The sequence below is a fragment of the Actinoplanes sp. NPDC051411 genome (assembly GCF_040682075.1).
Lineage (GTDB): Bacteria > Actinomycetota > Actinomycetes > Mycobacteriales > Micromonosporaceae > Actinoplanes.
Window position 1 is genome coordinate 1 of the sequence record NZ_JBFBAD010000163.1, and the last position, 20,276, is coordinate 20,276.

Consider the following 20,276-nt stretch of genomic DNA (forward strand, 5'->3'; position numbering starts at 1 on the left):
GGGCCGGCTCGCCGGGGTCTTCGGCGGCGGGGGTGACCCGGGTGATCGCCGCCGAGGCGAGCGCGCGGTCGCCGGCGGTGCAGCCGGGCGTGATCAGCATCAGGCGGGCCAGGGAGACCTCGATCGTGACCAGCCGGTGTGCGGCGACGGCCGCACCGAGCCGGGCGCGGACCAGGCCGTGGACCTCGGGGCGCCGCGCCGGCTCGTGGTAGGCGGCGGTGACCAGGGCGAACAGGGCCGCGTCGCAGACCCGGTCCTCGGCGCCGAACGCCAGGTCGACCAGCACCCGGCGGCGGGTCGAGGTGGCCCACGGCTCCTCCTCGTCGTGCCGGAGGATGCCGAGGCAGACCCAGGGCTGCAGGAAGCGGTACCAGTAGGTGGGGCTGTCGACGGACAGGAAGCGGTAGCGCTCGGTGTCGGGCGGGCCGGGCAAGTGGGCGAGCAGGCCGAGGAGATCGGCCAGGGGCAGCTTGCCGAGCGGCTCGGCCTGGATGCGGCCGAAGAGCGGGGACGCCCAGGGTTCGCCGGCGACCTCGTGCAGCACGCGTACGGCCTCGGGGGAGGAAGCGGCGACCGCCGCGACCGGATCGGTGCCGTCATAGCGCCAGACGCGGTAGTCGCCGCGGCGCAGCGGGACCCGGATGTCGGGGGCCGGGAACGCGCCGATGCCGATCTCGAACGGGCCGGTCACCCGGCGGCCGCGGTGACCGCGCTCGGTGGCTCGGCGGCGGAGAGGCCGGCCCGGCCGAGGCGGATCTGCTCGCCGCCGGCGATGCGGGCGCCGAAGCCGTCGGCCAGGTCGGCGATCGCCTCGGACGGCATGGGCACCCCGTTGAGCCAGGGGCGCTGGGCGCCGGCCATCGCGAAGATGGCGTCGGTCATCGCGCAGGCGTGCGGGTCGTCGACGATGGCGACCAGATCGGCGGCCCGGCCGCCGGCCCGGAACCGCTGAGCGACCCGCGCGGTGTCGCGGTGGGGGAAGCCGGGGTCGGCGCCCTAGACGACGATGAACCGGGGCGGGTCGTGGCGGAGGAAGTCGTGGTGCGAGATGTCCCAGCCGTAGGCGCCGGTGCGGCCGAAGACCAGCAGGTCGCCGGCGCGGACCAGGTCTACGTGCCGCCCCCGGCAGAGGACGTCGCGGGGGGTGCACAGCTCGCCGACCGCGTCGATCGCCGTGTCGGTGGCGGTCGGGCGCGGGTGGGCGTACGGCCAGCGGTCGACCGGCAGGACCGTGAACGGGTGGTTGTAGCCCCACGCCGCGGGGAGCCGGAAGTGGTGGGTGCCGCCGCGGAGGACGGCGAACGTGCGGCCGTGGGTGGTCTTCACGTCCAGGACCTCGGCGGCGTACCAGCCCGCGTCGGCGGCGAGGAGCCGGCCCGGTTCGAAGACGAGGTCGAGGCCGGGCGGGACCGCGACGCGGGACAGCGGGCTCAGGTCGATGCTGTCGTCGGTGAGGTAGTCGACGCCGAAGCCGCCGCCGACGTTGACCACGCGCAGGTCGATGCCGAACCTCGCCGCGGTCTCGGCCGACCAGGCGAGGGACGACTCGACGAACGCCGCGTGGGCGGCCCCGTCGAGGTTGTTGGAGACGGCGTGCAGGTGGAAGCCGGTCACGTTGACGCCGGGGACGGCGAGCGCGGCCGGCAGCGCGGCCGGGTCGATGCCGAACGGGGTCGGCGTGCCGGTCATGGTGTGGCTGCCGACCAGGCCGCCGCCCGGCCGGTTGACCCGGACGACGACGTCGGGGCGGCCACCGAGGGCGGCGATGCGGTGGAGTTCGTGGATGCTCTCGGCGTTGATCTGGGCGCCGGCGGAGAGGGCCGCCGCCAGTTCGGCGTCGGTCTTGGCCGGGCCGCCGAAGACGATCCGCTTCGCGCCGGCCGCCCGGGCGAGGCGCAACTCGCCGCCCGACGCGACCTCGAGACCGTCGCATTCCCCGGCCAGCGCGGCGACGACGTCGGGGTGGCTGTTGGCTTTCACGGCGTACAGGAAACTCGCCGGAACCGGAAGTGCCGCCCGGACCGACGCGGCCCGCGCGCGCAGCGCGGCGATGTCATAGACGTACGCGCAGGCGGGCGACGGCAGCGCGAGCAACGCCCGCCGGACGTGTTCAGGCGGGCGCATGCAGCGGGTTCCGCACCGGGAGGTAGATGTCGCCCTTGCCTTCCAGCCGCATGCGGACCAGCGCCTTGTGCGGCACCCGCGGCGCGGTGAAGAAGGCGTGGTCGTCGCCGGTGGTGGACTCGTCGACCACTTCGCGGACGATGCGCCAGGCCTCGTTCTCGCCGAGGCCGAAGTCGTGGCCGAGCCGGATCACCAGCTCGCCGAGGTGGGCCTGGAAGGCGGTGTAGCCGATCTTGGCGCGGAAGATGTCGAGGTCGCCGGTGCCGACGACCGAGCCCGGCCACAGCTCGACGTCGTGGCCCGCGGCGGCCAGGCGGGGCAGGTGCAGCCGGAGGCCGGCGAAGTCGCGCAGTGCCAGCCGGTGGGGGCGGCCGCCGACGAAGGTGGGCAGGCAGTTCTGCAGGTGGGCTTCGAGGGCGACGCCGCGGGCGGTGAGGCGCAGGAGCGGGGGCAGCAGGAGCTCGGCGTATTCCCGGAGCCACCGGGCGGGATCGCCGGTGACCAGTTCGCGGAGGAGGAACGGCAGCGCGCCGCCGGGGACGGCCCGTTCGCCGGGCTGGAGGCGGCCGGTGAGGCCGTCGCGGCGGATCGCCGACAGGTCGCGGCCGCTGCCGACCGGGACCGCGGCGCCGGCGGTCTCGTGCATCAGCAGCAGCCGGTCGCTGTCGACCAGCCGGTCGAGCAGGCGCGACACCGCCGGCCCGTTGCGGGTGCTGGCGACGCTGATGCTGCGGCGGGTCGAGGTGACCTGGATGTCGAGGGAGACCTTGAGGTATTCGCGGCGGCCGTCCGGGCCGGGCGGCAGCAGGAGCGTGCGCAGCGCGGCGGTGGGCACGGCGTCGATCTCGTCGTCGAGGATGCGGAGGTCGCCGCGGTCGAGGAGTTCCCGGTAGCGGCTCGGGATCACGCTGTCGCGCTGCCAGCGGTGGACCGGCTGGACGCGGTAGCCGGTCTTCTCGTCGGCCGGCCAGACGTCGTCGCCCAGGTGGAGTTCGTCGCGGACGGCCACGAAACCGATGGTCGTCTTCTCGGTCTCCAGGTCGTGGGCGAGCACGTCCGAGGTGTCCCAGCCCAGCCGGGTGCGGCCGCAGGGGTGCAGGTTGTGGCCGGCCACGGCCAGTCGCTCCAGGCCGATCGCCTGGGCGTCCGGGTCGTCGCCGGTCCGGGCCGGGGGGCGGGCCATGGCGATGGCGAGGTTGACGACGGCGTTGCGGAGTTCGGCCGCGAACCCGGGCGCGGTGTCGTCGGCGCCGGCCAGCAGCTCGACCGGGTCCTCGACGCCGGACCGGTGGTATTCCACCCGGTTGAAGGCGTGCGCCTCGCCCGGGCCGCAGTCGCGGATGCCCTCGCGGGTCAGGGCGCCCCGCAGCCGGCGGCCGACCGTGTCGGCCGCCTCGGGGAGGGCGGCCAGGAAACCGCCGGTGAGCTCGGGGGCGTGCACGGCCAGGGCGGCCTCGGCGTGCGCCGCGGCGATCGCCAGGCGGCCGGTGGACAGGCTTCGGGTCATCATGCCGCCATCGGGTTGTCGATTCGGGCCCACTGGTCGTCGAGCGGGTCGGCGGCCAGGCGCATCGCGGTGGTCGCCTTGATCGGGAGCGGGTCGTTGCGGATGTGTCCGGCGTCGTCGCCGTCCCCGATCGCCTGGGCCACGATGCCCCACAGCCGGTGGGGGTCGGCGCCCCGTCGTGTGAGCGCGGTGATCAACTCGGCGGCCACCGTCGAGATCGCGGAGGCGGCCAGCTTGTCGCGCAGCACCCGCGGGTCGTCGCTGGGCAGGTCACCCTCGAGGTCGACCGGCAGCCTCCGGGTATCGACGCGCACACCACCCAGATCGCGGTAGAGGATGCGCGCCGGAAGACCGTCGCGGAGCACGACCAGTGTGTTCTGCCCGTGGGCCTCCAGCGCGACGCCGCGGCGGAGGAGCTCCAGGAGCGGCGCGAACAGCTTTTCACCGAGCAGAACCATGAAACCGTACGCGTCGTGGACGCGCTCCAGAAGCACCGGGACCGCGCTCAACACCGCCATCGGCACGGCCGTCTCGCCCGGTCGTAGGTTCGGTGCCTCGCGTCGCAGGAACGCCAGGTGCCGCTGGGGCCGCCCGTCGACGATGACGGCGCCGGCGTCGGTCTCGGCCAGGATGTCGATCGGCAGATCAGCGGTGAGCCGGCGGAGGAGCGCTGACAGGATCGGGCCGTTGTGGACGGCCGCGGGGGAGACGGTGCGCACGGCCGAGGTCATCTGGACGTCGACGGCGGTCTTGACGTGCGGCCCGCCGTCGAGCGGCGCGACCGTGCGCAGCGACATCAGCGGGCGGGCGGGCCCGGTCTCGCCGTCGTCGGCCAGCCAGGGGAGGTCGGCGCGGAGGCGATCGGCCTGCCACGGGTGGGCGTAGAGGACCGGCGGGGCGGTGCCGTACCAGCGGTCCTCCGGCACCCTCAGCCGGCGCAGGCGGATGACCGGGGCGTGCTCGGGCGCGTAGGCGAGCACGTCGGCGACCGTCATCCCGCCGCGGGTGCGGCAGCAGGGATGGATGGGGTGCCCGTCGGTGAGGAGCTGCTCGATGCGGCCCGGATCGTGGGGACCGGGCCGGTCCCGGGGCGCGCGGTCGGCGCGGGCGAGGGCCAGGTTGGCCACGCTGTTGTCGACCTCGGCCGCGAGCCCCGCGCCGGGCCAGAGCAGCCGGACGAGGGCCGCGGGGTCGTCGATCGTGCCGGGCCCGGCGCCGGTGGAGACCCGCACGGCCAGTCCCGGTGCCCCGGGCGCGAAGAGGACCGCGGCCTCGGCCGGGTAGTGGACCTCGGTGCCGCCGGCGAAGCGGGCGCGACCGGGCTGCCGGGAGATCAGGCCGGGCAGGGCTTCCCGCCCGAGGGCACCGATCAGGCGGGCCAGCACCGAGGCGCGGGCGCCCGGCAGTTCGGCGTCGTAGCCGGCGACCAGATCGGGCCGCAGCGCGCTGAGCTCGGCGCGGGTCTGCGCCGGGTCAGGGGTGGCGGCGGTACGAGGCACGCGCCCATTCTGCGGCACACCCGACCGGTTGCCGCCGGGCGCGGCGGCCTCGGTGAGCGACGTCGCATCGGCCGGGCCACCCAACCTAGCATCCTAGGACGCCATACGGGGCGTGCGCCGGGTCCCATGTGCACGCGGAAGATCAAAACCAAAGAGGAATCAACGGCCTGCCACCCGGTCAGGGCGTGACCCGGCCGGTCAGGATCAGCAGCAGGTCGGCGATCGGTGCCTGCAGCAGCGGGCCCTCGCCCTGCTGCCACTCGACATCGGTCGCCCGGAGGGTGCGGGACGGGCGGGGCCACAGGCCGGGGAGGTGTTTCCCGACCTCGGTGGCGGCGATCGCGGTCACTTCCGGGGGCGGTGCGACCGGGCGGTTCAGCGGGACGCCGATGTCGAGGCTGTGGACGACGACGTCGACCAGGGCGGAGCGCGCCGTGGCGTACGGGAATCGCCGTCGCGTGCCGCAAAGGCCGCCGATCGCGGCGGTCAGCTCGGTGGTGTCGTAGCGGCCGGCCAGGCGGATGCCGCTGCGGCGGATGGCGTCGTCGAGGCAGGAGGCGGCGTGGCGGGCCAGCCAGAGCATCTCGGCCGGGTGGGCCGGCAGGAGGAGGTGTCCGGTCACGTCGCGGACCGTCCAGCCGGCGCAGAGCGACCGGTGGGCCCACTGGGCCGCGGTGAGGCCGGCCAGGAGAGTGGCCAGGGCGGTGCGCTGGGTGTCGATCGCCTGCCAGAGGCCTCCTGCCACTACCAACATATAGGGCAGTGGGGGCCTTGCGGCAAGGCCCGGGTGGCGGCGCAGAATCGCCGGCCGGAGCGCGGTTTATGGGGGGAGATCCATGATTGATGTCATCGTGGCCGGCGGCGGGCCGACCGGCATGATGCTGGCCGCCGAGTTGCGGCTGCACGGCGTGCACGTGGTGGTGGCCGAGAAGCAGGCGGCTCCGGTGCGGCACACGCGGTCGCTCGGGCTGCACGTGCGCAGCATCGAGATCCTGGATCAGCGGGGGCTGCTCGAGCGGTTCCTGGCCGCCGGCAAGCAGCATCCGGTGGGCGGGTTCGCGGGCATCCGCAAGCCGGTGCCGGCGCTCGACACGGCGCACGGCTATCTGCTCGGCATTCCGCAGAGCATCACGGACCGGCTGCTGGCCGAGCACGCCGAGGAGCTGGGGGCGGAGGTGCGGCTCGGGGCGGAGCTGGTCGCGCTGAGCCAGGACGCGGACGCGGTGACGGCCGGGCTGGCCGACGGGACCGAGTTGCGGGCGCGTTATCTGGTCGGCTGCGACGGTGGCCGCAGCACGGTGCGCAAGCTGGCCGGGATCGGGTTCCCCGGGGAGCCGGCGAGCATGGAGTGGTTGCTGGGCGAGTTCGCGGTGGGCGTACCGGAGGAGGCGCTGGCCGCGGCGGCGGCCGAGGTGTCGGGTCCGCTTCTGCGGTTCGGGCCGTCGCCGGACGCGCCGGGGAACTGGCGGTTCGTGCCGCGGGCGGCGTCGCTCGCGGCGGGTGGGGAGGCGCCGACCGAACAGGAGTTCCGGGAGCGGCTGCGGGAGCTGGCGGGGACGGATTTCGGGGTGCATTCGCCGCGGTGGCTCGCGCGGTTCGGGGATGCGACGCGGCAGGCCGAGCGCTATCGGGTGGGCCGGGTGTTCCTGGCCGGGGACGCGGCGCATGTGCATCCGCCGATGGGCGGGCAGGGGCTCAATCTGGGGGTGCAGGACGCGTTCAATCTGGGGTGGAAGCTGGCCGGGGCGGTGGCCGGGTGGGCGCCGCCGGGTCTGTTGGACAGCTACGAGGTGGAGCGGCATCCGGTCGGGGCGGACGTTCTGGTGAACTCGCGGGCGCAGGCGATGCTGCTGCGGCCGGAGCCGGGCCCGGAGGCGATGCGGCGGCTGCTGTCGGAGCTGATGGACTTCGAGGAGGTGACGCGGTTCCTGGTCGGCAAGGTGACGGCGATCGACATCCGCTATGACTTCGGCTCCGGTGATCCGCTGGTCGGGCGGCGGTTGCGGGATCTTCCGCTGGCGGGCGGGCATCTGTACGGGCTGATGCGGGCCGGGCGGGGTCTTCTGCTGGACCGGGGCGGGTCGTTGTCGGTGGGGGGCTGGGCGGACCGGGTCGACCGTGTGGTGGACGCCGGGTTGTCGTGGCCGGGGGTGCTGGTGCGGCCGGACGGTCACGTGGCCTGGCTCGGCTCCTCACAGGAGGAACTGGACGGCGGTCTGGCGCACTGGTTCGGAGCCGCTCAGGCATCATCCTAGGATGCCTTACAGGGTGTGCCCTCTCCGGCGCGCACACAAAGAGCCCAGATCAAAAACAAAAAGGAATCAACGACATCCCTGAAGGGCGGCGATCAGCCGGATCACCAAGGGACGCAACGCGACCGTTCTCGCCTTGCGCCAGGCGGAGATGTACGGCAGGACCGTCTCAGGGGTCATGACGGCGCGGATGCGCCACATTCCGGCCAGGCCGACGACGAAACGGGGCGCCTCGGGGGGCAGCGTCCGCAGCAGGCGGTACGCCCGGTCGGTCGCGGCCGCCGGGCCGAGGGCGTGGCCGGTGGCGACGACGTCGGCGGCCAGTTGGGCGAGGTCGATCCAGGGGGCGCCGGCCGCGGCGTACGCCCAGTCGAGCAGCGTCGCCCGCTCGCCGACCGCCGTGTTGTCGAGGCGGATGTCGCGGTGGACGAGGGCGTCGCCGGCCGTCCACTGTTCCCAGCCCGCCGACACTTCGGCCGCCGGTCCCGCGTTGGCCGTCTCCCAGTCGTCGGCGGCGCCGGTGTCGAGGAGGCGGTCCCAGCCGTCGAAGTGGAAGATGCGCTTGGCGACCGGGGGCAGGGCGCCGGGGGCCCGGTGTGCGCTCGCCGTGCGGCACGCCCCGGCGACGGCCGCGATCGCCGCGTCGGTCCAGGCGGGCGGGGTGGTGCCGGCGGCCCACGTGGTGGCGAGGGCGATCCACGGACCGTGTTCGATGGTGGCGAGGCGCCTCGGGGCGGGCACCGAGGCGGGCAGGATGTCGAGGATCTCGGATTCCTGCCGGATCATCTTGTGGTTGTGCTCGCGGACGTCGGCGGAGACGGCTTTCACGAACACCTGCCGGCCGTCGGCGAGGCGCAGGCCGGCGGCCGGGCCGGGGGACATGCCGCCGTGCAGGTCGGTGTGGCCGGCGATGGTGGCGCCTAGTGCCCGGGCGAGGGCCGCGCGGACCGGTTGCGGTGTGTCGGCCCAGGCGGCGCGCGGGGTGAACGTCACCGGTGTCCTCCTTGGATCGACTGTCCCGCAGCCTAGGGGCGGTGCCGGGTGGCGGCCGGGGTTCGTGGTGGTTGTTCCGGTGGTGTTTTCCCGGCTAGGTTCATTCCCGGACATGGGGGAGTGAATCTGTGCGAACCGGGTTAGAGCCTGAGGCCGAGACCACCAGTAAGCGATCGGTACGTTACGCATTGTTGATCTCGTTGGCGACGGGGATCGGTTATCTGCCGTTCGCTCTGACCATCCCCATCCTGCCCGGCTATGTCACGGACCGGTTGCACGGTGGCCCGGCCGAGGTCGGTGCGGTCATCACCGGTTACGCGTTGACGTCGCTGTTGTCGCGCCCGGTGTCGGGGGTGCTGATGAACCGTCTCGGCGCCCGGTCCCTGACGATCGGCGGCGCGGTGCTGACGACGCTGGCCACCGTCTGTTATCCGCTGGCCGGGTCGATCGCCGAGCTCATCGGGCTGCGGCTGCTGGTGGGTGTCGGCATGGGGGTGATGCTGGCCGCGACCGGGGTCTGGCCGGTGCAGCTGGTGGCCGAGGACCGGCAGAGCTGGGCGCTGGGGCTGGGCGGCACGGTGAATTATCTGGCGATCGGCGTGGGCGCTCCGCTGGGTACGTTGATCGATCATCTGGCGGGCACGGCGACCGCGTTCGTGATCGCCGGGCTGGTCGCGCTGCTGGTCATCCCGATCGCCCTGTACGTGCCGGAGGTGCGGTTCTCGCCGAAGTCGGAGCGGGCCGGCATCGAGCAGGGCCGGGCGCTGCTCGGCACCGTGTTGCCGAGTGTGGCGCTGGTCTTCACCGCGTTCGGGTTCGCGGCGGTGTCCAGTTTCGCGGTCGCGAAGTTCAACGCTCTCGGGGTTGCCGGGGGAGCGGCCGTGGTGACGGCGTATTCGCTGACGGTGGTGTTGTTGCGGATCGCGGGCACCTGGATCCGCTGGGAGGCCACGCGGCCGGTGGTGCTGGCCGGCCTGTTTCTGGTCGAGGCGCTGGGGGTGGCGCTCATCGGGGTGTCGCACGGTCTCGGTGTGGGGGTGATCGGCGGTGTGCTGACCGGTGTGGGCATGTGGCAGATCTATCCGGTGCTGGGGCTGTTCGTGGTGCGTTCGGTCAGTGAGCGGCAGCGGGCCACGGCGCTGTCGACCTTCGGGGCGTGTTTCACGGTGGGTCTCGCCGCGGGCAGTGGCTCGCTCGGGCTGGTTGCCGAGGCGGCCGGATATCCGGTGATGTTCTTCGTCTGCGCGGGTTTCGTCGGTCTGGGGCTGCTGGTGGCGGTGGGCGCGGCCCGGGTCGCCCGGATCGGCTGACGACTCCGGTGGCCGCGCCGGGTGTCAGCGGCCGGCGTCGCTGAGCTGCCGGACGAGCTCGACGAACTGCGCGGCGGTCGAGTGGGCGTAGAACTGTTTGGGGGACACCTTGGGCAGGTTTCGTTCCCGCATCTCGGCGAGGACGCGGATGACCAGCAGCGAGTTTCCGCCCAGGGTGAAGAAGTTGTCCTGGGGGTTCACCGGGGTGTTGAGCAGTTTGCTCCAGATGCCGAGGATGTCGTCGGCGAGGCCGCCGGGGGCGGCCTGGGGGGTGCCGGGGGCAGGCTGCGGGGTGCCGGCCGGCCCGGTTCGCGGGGCGGGCAGCCGGGAGGTGTCCGGCTTGCCGTTGATCGTCAGGGGGATCTCGGCGACCTCGGTGATCGTGGCGGGCATCATGTAGTCGGGGAGCATGGCCTTGGCGTGGGCGAGCACCTGGGCGGGGTCGGCGGCGGCCGGGAGGACGAGGTAGGCGTCGATGCGGCTGCTCGCCGGGTCGTCGGGCTGGTCGCGGTTGACGACGACGGCCGCGGCGGTCACGTGGGGTGCGCCGAGCAGTACGGTGCGGATCTCGTCGAGTTCGATGCGGTGGCCGCGGATCTTGACCTGGTTGTCCAGGCGGCCGAGGTGGTCGAGGCGGCCGTCGGGGTGCAGCCGGCCCTTGTCGCCGCTGCGGTAGACGCGTTCGCCGGTGGGTTCGTCGTGGACGAACCGTTGCGCGGTCAGGTCGGGCCGGCCGAGGTAGTGGCTGGCCACTCCGGCGCCGCCGACGTAGATCTCGCCGGCGGGGCCGGGCGGAAGGACACGTCCCTGTTCGTCGCGGATGGACACCGACCATCCGGGCAGCGGGCGGCCGACCGACCGGGAGCCGGCCGTGACCTCGTGCGGGGTCACGGTCTGGGCGGTGACGTGCACGGTGGTCTCGGTGATGCCGAACATGTTGACCACCCGGCAGTCTGGGGCCGGGTGGCGGGCGAACCAGGGGGCGAGCATGCGCACGTCGAGGGGTTCGCCGCCGAAGATGATCAGGCGCAGGGCCAGGTTCGCGCGGGCGCGGTGGTCGTTGCGGATGAGGGGCGCGAACGCGGAGGGTGTCTGGTTGAGCACGGTGACGTGGTGTTCGGTGAGCAGGGTGTAGAACTCTTCGGTGTCGCGGGTGGTCCAGTAGGGCACGACGACGAGGCGGCCGCCGGTGAGCAGGCAGCCCCAGATCTCCCAGACGGAGAAGTCGAAGGCGCTGGAGTGGAACAGGGTCCAGGTGTCGTCCGGGCCGAGGGTGAGGTCGTCGGCGGTGGCCCGCAGCAGCGCGAGCACGTTGCGGTGGGGCACGACCACGCCTTTGGGTGTGCCGGTGGAGCCGGAGGTGTAGATCACGTAGGCGGGGTCGTCGTCCCCGGCGGCCGGTCGTGGGCCGGCCTCCTGGCCTGCTCCGAGTTCGGTCAGTGCGGCGGGGGTCAGCAGCCGGGTGCCGGGCACCGGGGGGAACTCGGGCGCGGTGGTGATGACGAGGGGCGTTCCGGCGTTCCGCGCGGTGAAGCTGAGGCGCTGCGCGGGGTAGCGGGGGTCCATCGGCACGTACGCGCAGCCGGCCTTGAGCACGCCGAGCAGGGTGGCCACCAGGTCGGCGTCGCGTTCCAGGCAGACGCCGATGCGGCTGCCGGGGGCGATGTCGAGCGCGTTCAGGCCGGCGGCGACCGCGGTGGCCCGGTCGTCGAGTTGCCGGTAGGTCAGCCGTTCGTCGCCGGCCAGCAGCGCCACGGCTTCCGGCTGCCCGGCGGCGACCTTTTCGAAGGCGCGGTCGATGCGCCCGGGCGCGGGCGGGGGGTGGCCGGCGCCGCCCGCGCGCAGGAGTGCGGCCTGTTCGGCGCGGGGCACCAGTTCCAGCTCGGACAGGGGCCGGTCCGCCGGGCCGTCGGCGAGCTGCCGGGCCAGGTGGGCCACGTGCGCGCAGAACCGTTGCGCGATGGTGGCGTCCACGGTGCCCCGGTCGAACCGGCAGACGGCGCGGGAGGAGCCGCGGTCGATCTGGATGGTGAGCGGGAAGACCGGTGTCAGGCAGGCGGTGTAGCTGCCTTCGTCGAAGGCCGGGCTGAGGACGACCCCGACCGGTGGCGGTTGCGGTGCGGGGGCGGGCGCCTGGTCGAACCGGCGGAGGAAGTCCGCGATGGAGCATCGGGGGTGCTCCTGCACCGGGTGGACGCGGAGGTGTTCGCCCGGGCCGTCGTCCAGGTCCAGCACGCCGAGTTCCGTTCGGTCGCCGCCGCCGTACCGGCTGACGGCCAGGGCGATCGCGGGGAGGAGGAGCTTTTCGGCCTGGGGGCCCAGGGCGGTGAGGTCGATCGGTGCGCTGCCGGCGACCCCGCGCAGTTCGGGGTCGCCGAGGCCCCAGTCGGGGCCGCCGCGGTGCGCGGGGCCGGGCCGGGTGGTGGCGGCGGGCCGGGTGGGCAGGGCTTCGCCGGGCCCGTCCAGCCGGGCGATCCGCCGCAGGGCGGCCGGTGGGATCGCCGCGCGGACGGCCACCAGGACCAGGTCGACGGTGCCGTCGGCGTAGTGCAGGGCCACGGCTCGCAGTGGGGGGCTGTGCGGGTGGATCGGGCGCAGGGACTCGGCGCGCCGGCGGTCCGCGGCGGCCGGCTCGTCGGGGCCGGCCGGCACCGGGGTCGGCCAGATCCGGACCGGACCGGGCATCGCCGCGGACCGCAGGTGCCGGGGGCCGTCCGGGCCGGGGAGCCGCAGTACGAGGCTGTGGCAGCCGGCGGCGGCGTCGGTCGTCGGTGTCGTCACGGGTGGGCCTCTCTGGTCATCGGGAGGTGAAGCCGCCGTCGACGGTCAGGACGCTGCCGGTGACCTGGCGGGACTCGTCGGCGGCGAGCCACAGGGCCGCGCCGGCGATGTCGGACGGTTCGATCAGCGCGTTCATCGGCTGGTCCCGGACGAAGATCCGTTCGTGTTCGGCGACCGGGACCTCCAGCGACCGGGCGATCTCGGCGAGCATGCGGCCTTCCAGCACGGGATCGTCGCGGACCGAGCCGGGGCACAGGGCGTTGACGCGGACCCGCATGGGGGCGTAGTCGAGGGCGGCGGCCCGGGTGAGTCCGATCAGGCCGTGTTTGGCCGCGACGTAGCTCGCGAAGTGCCGGTAGCCGACCGTGCCCGCGGTCGAGGACACGTTGATGATGCTGCCGGACCGGCGTTCGGCCATCACCGGTGCGACGGCCTTCATCATCCGCCAGGCGCCGGAGAGGTCGATGTCGAGCATGAGCGACCATTCCCGTTCGGTGATGTCGTGGGCGATCTTTCCGGAGGGCGAGGCGATGCCGGCGTTGTTGATCAGCGCGTCGACCGTGCCGAACCGGTCCAGGGCCTGGTCGACCGCCAGCGCGCACTGCCCGGTGTCGCGTACGTCGACGGCGGCGGTCACGGTCGCGGCGCCCGCGCGTTCGCACAGGGCGGCGGTGTGTCGCAGCTGGCCGGCCGATCCGAGCGGGTAGGGCACGTCGGGGAGGTCCCGGGTGATGTCGAGCAGGAGCAGGTCGGCTCCCTCGCCGGCGAACCGGAGGGCGCAGGCGCGGCCGAGGCCGCGGGCGGCGCCGGTGATGATCACGGTTTTGCCGGTCAGCCTCATGCCGGGTTCCCGGCTATCACGCGCAGCAGCCGTTGCGGTTCATCGACCAGGTACATGTGGCCGCCGGGGAGTTCGCGGTAGGTGAACGGGCCGCGGGTCGCCGTGGCCCATTGTGCGGCCTGCTCCCGGGAGACGAGTTCGTCGTGGTCGCCGCGCAGGGCGGTGATCGGCACCGAGAGCGGTTCGGTGCCGGACGGCCGGTAGTTCTCGTGCATCTCGACGTCGGCGCGGAGCACCGGGAGCAGGACCTCGGCCAGTTCGGGATCGTCGAAGGCCGGGTGCCGGTAGCCGGCGAACCGTTGCACTCCGGCGAGGAACTCCTTGTCGGCCAGGCCGGTGGCCCGTTCGGCCCGTCCGTCGTGCGGTCCCGGTGAGCCGCTGACGAACAGGTGGCGCAGTCCGGGGTGGCCGGTCCGCTCGAGTTCGCGGGCGATCTCGTAGGCGAGGACCGCGCCGAGGCTGTGCCCGAACAACGCGATGGCCGCGTCGTCGCCGGTGTCGGCGAGGATCCTCGGTGTCAGTTCGGCGACGGCGTCGGCGACCTCGGTGAACGGCTTGTCCGGGAATCGTTCCTCGCGTCCCGGCAGCTGAACGGGAAGTAAATCAACCTCCGATATACCGAGTCTTTTCCATTCCCGAAAGAATCCGGCACCACTGCCCGCGAAAGGCAGACAGGCCAGAAAGAGCTGCTGCGCACCCATGGGTCCCCCATCTTTCCTCATCAGTTCCCAGCGCCACTTCGCAGCGTAACCTGGCGAATACTTAATTGTGAACCGTGACCAGCGTCACAAACCCGGCAATTTCCCTGGGTGGGCGGCGGATGTGCCGACGATCAGGCGGCCGTTTCGGAGGGGACCTGATTATAGCGGTGGACGTGAATACGATGACCACATAGGATGGTGCCGATCCGGAAAGCTGCAGGGGTTTATCGGACGGGGGTGTGTGATGACTTCATGCTGGGCGGAATCCATTGATCACCGAAACGGGCGGCGCCGGGACGTGGTGCGGTGAGCACCCGGCAGCCCCCGGTCACGCCGACCGAGCGGATCCTCGCCGAGATCTGGTGTGACGTGCTCGAACTCGACGAAGTCGACGTGCTCGACAACTTCTTCGAGGCCGGCGGGTACTCGATGCTCATGCAGCTGGTCCGCGAGCGGATCGCGCAGCGCGTCGGCATCCGGCCGACCTTGCCCGAACTGTTCATCCATTCCACTATCCGGTCGTGCGCTGCCTTTCTCGACGGATCGCGGGAAGAGCGGGAACCGGTTTCCCTTTCGCAGGAAAGGGCCGCGGTCCCGGATTCCGGTGATTCGGGAGCCGGTCCGCGTGAAACGGATATCGCCGTCATCGGACTGGCCTGCCGTTTCCCCGACGCGGTGAATGCCGACGAGTTCTGGAGTAATCTCGTATCCGGCGTCGACAGTGTCAGCCGGTTCTCCCCGAAAAGCATCCCCGGGCCCGGCGGCAGCACGCGGCAATATGTGCCCGCCGGCGGATTGCTGCAGGCACCGGAATGGTTCGACGCGAGCTATTTCGGCTATACCCCGCGCGAGGCCCTGCTCATCGACCCCCAGCACCGGGTCCTGCTCGAGTGCGCGGTCGAGGCGATCGAGGGCGCCGGCTACGACCCCGACCGGTTCCCCGGCCTGATCGGCATCTACGCCGGGTGCAGCCTGTCGACCTACACCGAGGCCCTGCGGGCCCGGCAGCAGGAGGACGGCACGATCACCAGCTGGGACATCCTGACCGGCACGACCAGCGACTATCTGGCCAGCCGCGTCGCCTACAAGCTGGGCCTGCGGGGACCGGCCGCCAACGTGCAGGCGGCCTGCGCGACCTCGCTGTACGCCGTGCATTTCGCCGCCCGGGCCCTGCTCGCCGGGGAGTGCGACCTCGCCCTGGCCGGCGGCAGCTCGGTCCGGCTGCCCGCCATGCTGGACAACTACCGGGTCGGCGGGATCACCTCGCCGACCGGCACGTGCCGCCCGTTCGACGCGGCCGCCGACGGGGTGATCGGCGGTCAGGGATGCGGGATCACCGTGCTGAAGCGGCTGTCCGAGGCGATCGCCGACGGCGACCACATCCACGCCGTGCTGCGGGGCTCCGCGGTGAACAACGACGGCCGCGACCGGGCCGGGTTCACCGCGCCGGGAGTCCGCGGGCAGGTCGAGGTGGTCCGGGCCGCCCAGAGCGCGGCGGGCGTCGCGCCCTCGTCCGTGACCTACGTCGAGGCCCACGGCACCGGCACCCGGGTCGGTGACCCGATCGAGGTCGCCGGGCTGAACCACGCGTTCGCCGACGGGAAGCCCCGCGAGCAGCCGTGCCTGCTCGGCTCGGTGAAGGGCAACATCGGGCACACCGACGCCGCCGCCGGCATCGCCGGGTTCATCAAGACGGTGCTCGCCGTGGAACACGGCGTCATCCCGCCGAGCCTGCACTACTCCGAACCGAACCCGGACATCGACTTCGCGGCGGGCCCGTTCGCCGTGGTAACCGAGCCCACGCCGTGGGCGCCCGCCGGGCTGCCGCGCCGGGCCGGTGTCACCGCGCGCGGGCTCGGCGGCGGCAACGCGCACGTCGTGCTGGAGCAGCCACCGGCGCCGCGGCCGAGGGCCGGGACCACCCGCGGTGACCAGGTGCTGGTGCTGTCCGCGCACACCCCGGCCGCCCTCGACGAACTGACGGCACGGCTCGCCGGCCGGCTGGCCGACCGTCCCGAGCTCGAACTGCGGGACGTGGCCTGGACGCTGCAGGCCGGCCGGCGGCAGCACACATACCGCCGGTACGCGGTCGTGCGGGACCGGGCCGACGCGCTGCGGGTGCTCGGCGGGGACGCGCCGCAGCGGCTGGTCACCGGCGACCACGCCCGCGACGGCCGGGCCGTGGCCCTGCTGGTGCCGGAGACGGCCGACGCGGAGGTGGTGCGGCACTGGAAGGCCCTCGGCCTGGACCCGGACCTCACCCTGGACCCGGACTGCGGCGACGCCGAGCTCGCGGCCGCCCTGGACACGCCGGGCCGGCTGTTCCTGCATACCGGCGACTCCGGCTTGGCCGCACGGCTGCGGAAGCATCCGAAGTGGACGCCCGAGCACCTCGTCGTCACGGCCACCGACCCGCTGGCGGCACTCGGGGAGCTGTGGCTCGCCGGGCTGCCGGTCAACTGGGCGGCCGCCCACTCCGAACCGGTCCGGAGGGTGCCCCTGCCCGGCTACCCGTTCCAGCGGCAGCGTTTCCTGGTCGAGGCGGGGCCCGCCACCCCGCCGCCGGCGTCGGCGTCGCCGGCTCCGGACGCCGGGCTGGACACGGAACAGACGGTGTCCATGGTGTTCACCGAACTGCTCGGCCTGCCCGACGTCGACCCCGGCGACAGCTTCTTCGACCTCGGCGGGGACTCGCTGGTCGCGACCCTGCTGGTGGCCCGGCTCGGCGAGCTGCTGCCGGTCGAACTGGAGGAGCGGTCGATGTATCTCGCGCCCTCGGTGCGGGAGCTCACCGCGCTGATCGAGGAGCGGATGCGCGACTCGGCGGTACGTCATGGCTGAGATCCGGCTCATCGAGCGCCCGGCGCCGGCCACCGCCGTGGCCACCCTGTACTGCTTCCCGCACGCGGGCGGCGCGGCCGGGGAGTACGCGCGGTGGGCGGCCCACACGCCGGGCCTGCGGCTGGTGGCCGTCCAGCCACCGGGCCGGGCGCACAACCTCGGGGCGCGGGCCCTCACCGCGATGCCCGAGCTGGTGGGCGAGATCCTCGCGCAGGTGAGGTTCACCCCGCCGTTCGCCCTGTTCGGCCACAGCCTGGGCGCGCTCGTCGCGTTCGAGGTGGCCCGGGCCCTCGGGCCGCGGCCGCTGCGGCTCTTCGTCTCGTCGTGCCCGGCCCCGCCACTGCCCGGGCCGGCCCGGCCGCTGCACCTGCTCGACGACGCCGGGCTGCACGCCGGGATCGAACGGCGCTGGGGCCCGCTGCCCGCGGCGACCAGATCCGACCGCGACCTGCTCGCCGCCGCACTGGCCTGCTACCGCGCCGACCTGACGGTGCTGGAGACCTACGAGCACGTGCCCGGCCCCCGGCTGCGCTGCCCCGTCACCGCGATCGCCGGCGCGGACGAGCCGGCCGCCGGGACGTGGATGGCGGGCTGGCGGGAACACACCGGGCGCGCCTTCGAGTCGCGTGAGCGGCCCGGAGGTCACTTTCACACCCGGGACGACCTCGATGGCCTGGGCCGGCTGCTCGGCGACACGGTACGCAGCGACCTGATCCGGGCCGAGCGGGACGCGACGGGCCACCTCCGGGGTGAATGACCCGGCGGGGGAACACGACACAGTGGAGGGCCGGCCGTGCACCGCAGTATCACCGGGACCTACCTCAAGCACTACGCGAGCGCCCACGACGGGGCCGCCGAGCTGATGCCCCTGACCGGCGCGCAGCGCCGGTTCCACCACACCCGGTCCGCCGATCCCCGCGACCGGGTCCGGATCCTGCCGGTCTTCCTGGAATTCCCGCCCGGCCTGCTGTCGGCCCGCCGGCTGGAACAGGCGACCCGGTCGGTCCTGCTGCGGCATCCGGTGCTCCGCGGGGCGGCGGACACCGCCAGCGGGGTGCCGGTCCTGCGGATCGGCCCGGTCCCGGACGGCCCGGTCGTGCGGGAGATCGCCGGCCCGGGCACCGACGCCGCCGTCTGGGCCGCCCTGGACGACTGGCCCGCCGGGCGCGGCTCGTTCCGGGTGCTCCTGGCCCGCGACGGCCGGCGGGATCTGCTGGCCCTCGGGTTCGACCACCTGGTCTGTGACGGCGAGTCCACCGGCCTGGTGCTCGACGGGCTGATGGCCGCCTACCGCAGCGGCGAGCGGGTGCCCGACTCCGTGGCCGCCGCCGAACTGCGCCGCTACCGCGACGTGGTGGAACAGCGGCTGGCCCTGGAACACGCGGCGAGCGGGCCGGAGGCGCTGGCGCACTGGACGTCGCGGGTGCGTGACGCGGGGCCCGGCCGGTGGGGCCGGGACCGGGACCCGGGCGAACCGCGCGGCCAGTCCTCGGCCTGGCACCGCGCCGCGCTGCCCGCGGCGGCCACGGACCGGCCGTTCCCGGCGTTGCTGGCCGCCTGCCACACGGCGCTGGCCCGCATCCCCGGAACCGCGCCGGTCGCCTACACCTGGGGCGGCCACGACGAGGCCGGGGTGGCCGGCTGCTTCATCAACACGGTGCTGGCCAACCCGCAGGGCGACGGCGTGCGCGAGGCCTGGTGGGAGGACCTGGAATTCGCCGACACCCCGTTCGACGAGGTCGTGCGGGCGGCCCGGGCGAGCCGGGCGCCGTGGACCGGGCACCTCGACCTGGTGCTGACCCTGATCGACCGCACGCGCCGCCCGGCGCCGGTGCTGGACGGCGTGCCCGGCCGGTTCACCTATCCGCCGGGCAGCCGGATCGAGGACCCGGTGATCGTCACGGCCGTCCAGGACCGGGAGGAGCTGTCGCTGCGCATCGACCACGATCCCACGGTCGTGCCCGGCGCCGACGCGGCCGCCGTCGCCGGCGCCCTGCGCGAATCCCTTGCGGACGCCGGCCGTGCCGCGGGCTGAACCCGCCGCCCGGTCCCTGTTGATCTGCCTGGACGGGCGGTCACCGGCCGTGGAGCTGCCCGACGGCGACAGCGTGCTGTTCGGCTGGCACGGCGGCGAGATCACCGTCGGCACCGACCGGGCGCTGACCGCGGGCCGGATCCACGCGTTCGGCGACTACTGGCTGATGTCGAACTGCGGCGCCGCGGGCACCTACTGCGTGGAGAACCTGGAGGGGGCCGGGGAATACGTCAAGGTGCGGGCGGGCCGGGCCGGGGTGCCGATCCCCTTCGAGCTGAGCCGGGTGACACTGACCGTGGGCGCCGGGGACAACAGCTTCACCGTCTACGCCCCGGAACCCCGGCCCGCCGCCGGGCCGGAGGCCGCCGCGATTCCGCTGCTGGACGAGACGAGCCGGTATTTCCAGGTGCTGGTCAGCCTGTGCGAGCCCAGACTGCGGGACTGCGGTGTCGCGGCGGTGCCGACCCCGGCGCAGGTCGCGGCCCGGTTGTCGGCCGCCGGCCGGCCGCTCGGCCGCTCGGCGGTCAACTACCACATCGACTACCTGGCCAAGAAGCTCGGCATCGTGGCCCCGCGCGGAATGACCCGGGCGTGGAAGGGGGTCACGCTGGCGACGCAGGCGCTGAAGTTCGACCTCGTGCGCCCCGAGCATCTCGGTCTGCTTCCCGGACCCGTTCCGGGCGGCTGAGCGGGCTCACCCGCCCGGCGGCGGCGCCGCCTCGGCGGCGGCGACGATCTTCGTGACCGCCTGGGTGAACTCGCCCAGGGTCGTCTTCTCGAACATGACCCGCACCGGCACGCGGTGGCCCAGCTCCGCCCGGATCCGGCCGACCGCGTGCACCGCGAGCAGCGAATGCCCGCCGCGCTTGAAGAAGTCGTCGTGCTCGCGCAGGTCGACGCCGCCGAGAAGCTGGGACCACACCCGCCGGACCACCTCCGGCACCGGCTTCCCGGCCGGGCCCGGACCGTCGGCCGGGCTGGCCACCGGATCGGCCGCCGGGCGCGGGGCGTACGCGGCGCGCAGGGCGGCGAGGTCCACCTTGCCCCGGTCGGTCAACGGCAACCGGTCCACGAACGTGAGCACGGCCGGCACCATGTGACCCGGCAGCCGGTCGCGCAGATGGTCGTGGATCTCATCGGCCGGCCGCCGGCCCGCCGCGGCCACCACGTAAGCGGCGAGCGCCTGATCCTGGAGCAGGACCACACAGTCCCCGACGTCCGGATGCGAGCGCAGCGCCGCCCGCACCTCCCCCGTCTCCACCCGGTGCCCGTTGACCTGCACCTGGTCGTCGTCGCGGCCGACGAACTCCAGCCCGCCCGCCGCGGTCCGCCGGACCCGGTCACCGGACCGGAAGACCCGGCCCCCTTCCGGCCGCCGGACGAAACGCCGCG

The 20,276-nt window shown here is 73.7% G+C and carries 16 protein-coding genes and 1 pseudogene; 6 read left to right on the forward strand and 11 right to left on the reverse strand.

All coding sequences use genetic code 11. From position 1 onward, the window contains the following. The 6 genes and pseudogenes from AB0M88_RS47095 to AB0M88_RS47120 form a co-directional block, all read right to left on the reverse strand. Window positions 1–691: pseudogene (locus AB0M88_RS47095) on the reverse strand (hypothetical protein); the annotation flags it as partial. Next, window positions 688–882 carry a hypothetical protein gene (locus AB0M88_RS47100; protein WP_364113728.1) on the reverse strand — a complete coding sequence of 65 codons (195 nt, stop codon included), beginning with the start codon at window positions 880–882 and terminating at the stop codon, window positions 688–690. The pseudogene AB0M88_RS47095 and the gene AB0M88_RS47100, both read right to left, overlap by 4 nt. 114 nt (window positions 883–996) lie before the next feature. Then, a complete protein-coding gene (locus AB0M88_RS47105) occupies window positions 997–2,124 on the reverse strand; it encodes a type III PLP-dependent enzyme (protein ID WP_364113730.1) in 1,128 nt (375 codons plus the stop codon). After that, window positions 2,111–3,634, reverse strand: a complete 1,524-nt coding sequence (locus AB0M88_RS47110) for an IucA/IucC family protein (protein WP_364113732.1) — start codon at window positions 3,632–3,634, stop codon at window positions 2,111–2,113. The genes AB0M88_RS47105 and AB0M88_RS47110 overlap by 14 nt, the downstream gene beginning before the upstream one ends. Further along, on the reverse strand, window positions 3,631–5,130 hold the full coding sequence (locus AB0M88_RS47115) for an IucA/IucC family protein (protein WP_364113734.1): 1,500 nt from the start codon (window positions 5,128–5,130) through the stop codon (window positions 3,631–3,633). The genes AB0M88_RS47110 and AB0M88_RS47115 overlap by 4 nt, the downstream gene beginning before the upstream one ends. Window positions 5,131–5,308: 178 nt before the next feature. Continuing rightward, window positions 5,309–5,875 carry a maleylpyruvate isomerase family mycothiol-dependent enzyme gene (locus tag AB0M88_RS47120; RefSeq protein ID WP_364113736.1) on the reverse strand — a complete coding sequence of 189 codons (567 nt, stop codon included), beginning with the start codon at window positions 5,873–5,875 and terminating at the stop codon, window positions 5,309–5,311. 91 nt (window positions 5,876–5,966) lie between these two features. Between AB0M88_RS47120 and AB0M88_RS47125 the strand changes: the two genes are divergently transcribed. Further along, window positions 5,967–7,385 carry an FAD-dependent monooxygenase gene (locus AB0M88_RS47125; protein WP_364113738.1) on the forward strand — a complete coding sequence of 473 codons (1,419 nt, stop codon included), beginning with the start codon at window positions 5,967–5,969 and terminating at the stop codon, window positions 7,383–7,385. 66 nt (window positions 7,386–7,451) lie between these two features. On the opposite strand, the gene AB0M88_RS47130 is transcribed toward AB0M88_RS47125, so the two are convergent. Beyond that, complete coding sequence (locus AB0M88_RS47130; protein WP_364113740.1) at window positions 7,452–8,375, reverse strand: hypothetical protein; 924 nt, start codon at window positions 8,373–8,375, stop codon at window positions 7,452–7,454. 200 nt (window positions 8,376–8,575) lie between these two features. On the opposite strand from AB0M88_RS47130, the gene AB0M88_RS47135 reads away from it, so the two are divergent. After that, window positions 8,576–9,685 carry an MFS transporter gene (locus tag AB0M88_RS47135; protein WP_364113742.1) on the forward strand — a complete coding sequence of 370 codons (1,110 nt, stop codon included), beginning with the start codon at window positions 8,576–8,578 and terminating at the stop codon, window positions 9,683–9,685. Window positions 9,686–9,709: 24 nt separating this feature from the next. Here the strand turns inward: AB0M88_RS47135 and AB0M88_RS47140 are convergent, their stop codons facing one another. The 3 genes from AB0M88_RS47140 to AB0M88_RS47150 are packed head-to-tail and all read right to left on the reverse strand — an operon-like array spanning window position 9,710 to window position 14,008. Then, entirely contained in the window at window positions 9,710–12,466 is a 2,757-nt protein-coding gene (locus tag AB0M88_RS47140; protein WP_364113744.1) for a non-ribosomal peptide synthetase, read from the reverse strand. 16 nt (window positions 12,467–12,482) lie between these two features. Further along, complete coding sequence (locus AB0M88_RS47145; protein ID WP_364113746.1) at window positions 12,483–13,307, reverse strand: SDR family oxidoreductase; 825 nt, start codon at window positions 13,305–13,307, stop codon at window positions 12,483–12,485. Then, window positions 13,304–14,008, reverse strand: a complete 705-nt coding sequence (locus tag AB0M88_RS47150) for an alpha/beta fold hydrolase (protein WP_364113748.1) — start codon at window positions 14,006–14,008, stop codon at window positions 13,304–13,306. The genes AB0M88_RS47145 and AB0M88_RS47150 overlap by 4 nt, the downstream gene beginning before the upstream one ends. Before the next feature lie 306 nt (window positions 14,009–14,314). Between AB0M88_RS47150 and AB0M88_RS47155 the strand changes: the two genes are divergently transcribed. From AB0M88_RS47155 to AB0M88_RS47170, 4 genes are read left to right on the forward strand one after another with little or no spacing between them, the layout of a single operon-like run. Further along, window positions 14,315–16,849 carry a beta-ketoacyl synthase N-terminal-like domain-containing protein gene (locus AB0M88_RS47155; protein ID WP_364113749.1) on the forward strand — a complete coding sequence of 845 codons (2,535 nt, stop codon included), beginning with the start codon at window positions 14,315–14,317 and terminating at the stop codon, window positions 16,847–16,849. After that, window positions 16,842–17,606 (forward strand): alpha/beta fold hydrolase, encoded by a 765-nt coding sequence (locus tag AB0M88_RS47160; protein WP_364113751.1) that lies wholly within the window; start codon window positions 16,842–16,844, stop codon window positions 17,604–17,606. Before AB0M88_RS47155 ends, AB0M88_RS47160 begins: the two co-directional genes overlap by 8 nt. 36 nt (window positions 17,607–17,642) lie before the next feature. Next, complete coding sequence (locus AB0M88_RS47165; RefSeq protein WP_364113753.1) at window positions 17,643–18,884, forward strand: hypothetical protein; 1,242 nt, start codon at window positions 17,643–17,645, stop codon at window positions 18,882–18,884. Continuing rightward, window positions 18,871–19,572 (forward strand): hypothetical protein, encoded by a 702-nt coding sequence (locus tag AB0M88_RS47170; protein ID WP_364113755.1) that lies wholly within the window; start codon window positions 18,871–18,873, stop codon window positions 19,570–19,572. The genes AB0M88_RS47165 and AB0M88_RS47170 overlap by 14 nt, the downstream gene beginning before the upstream one ends. A 6-nt stretch (window positions 19,573–19,578) precedes the next feature. Here AB0M88_RS47170 and AB0M88_RS47175 read toward each other — a convergent pair. Then, the coding region (locus tag AB0M88_RS47175) for a phosphopantetheine-binding protein (RefSeq protein ID WP_364113757.1) at window positions 19,579–20,276 on the reverse strand (698 nt) is incomplete at its 5' end.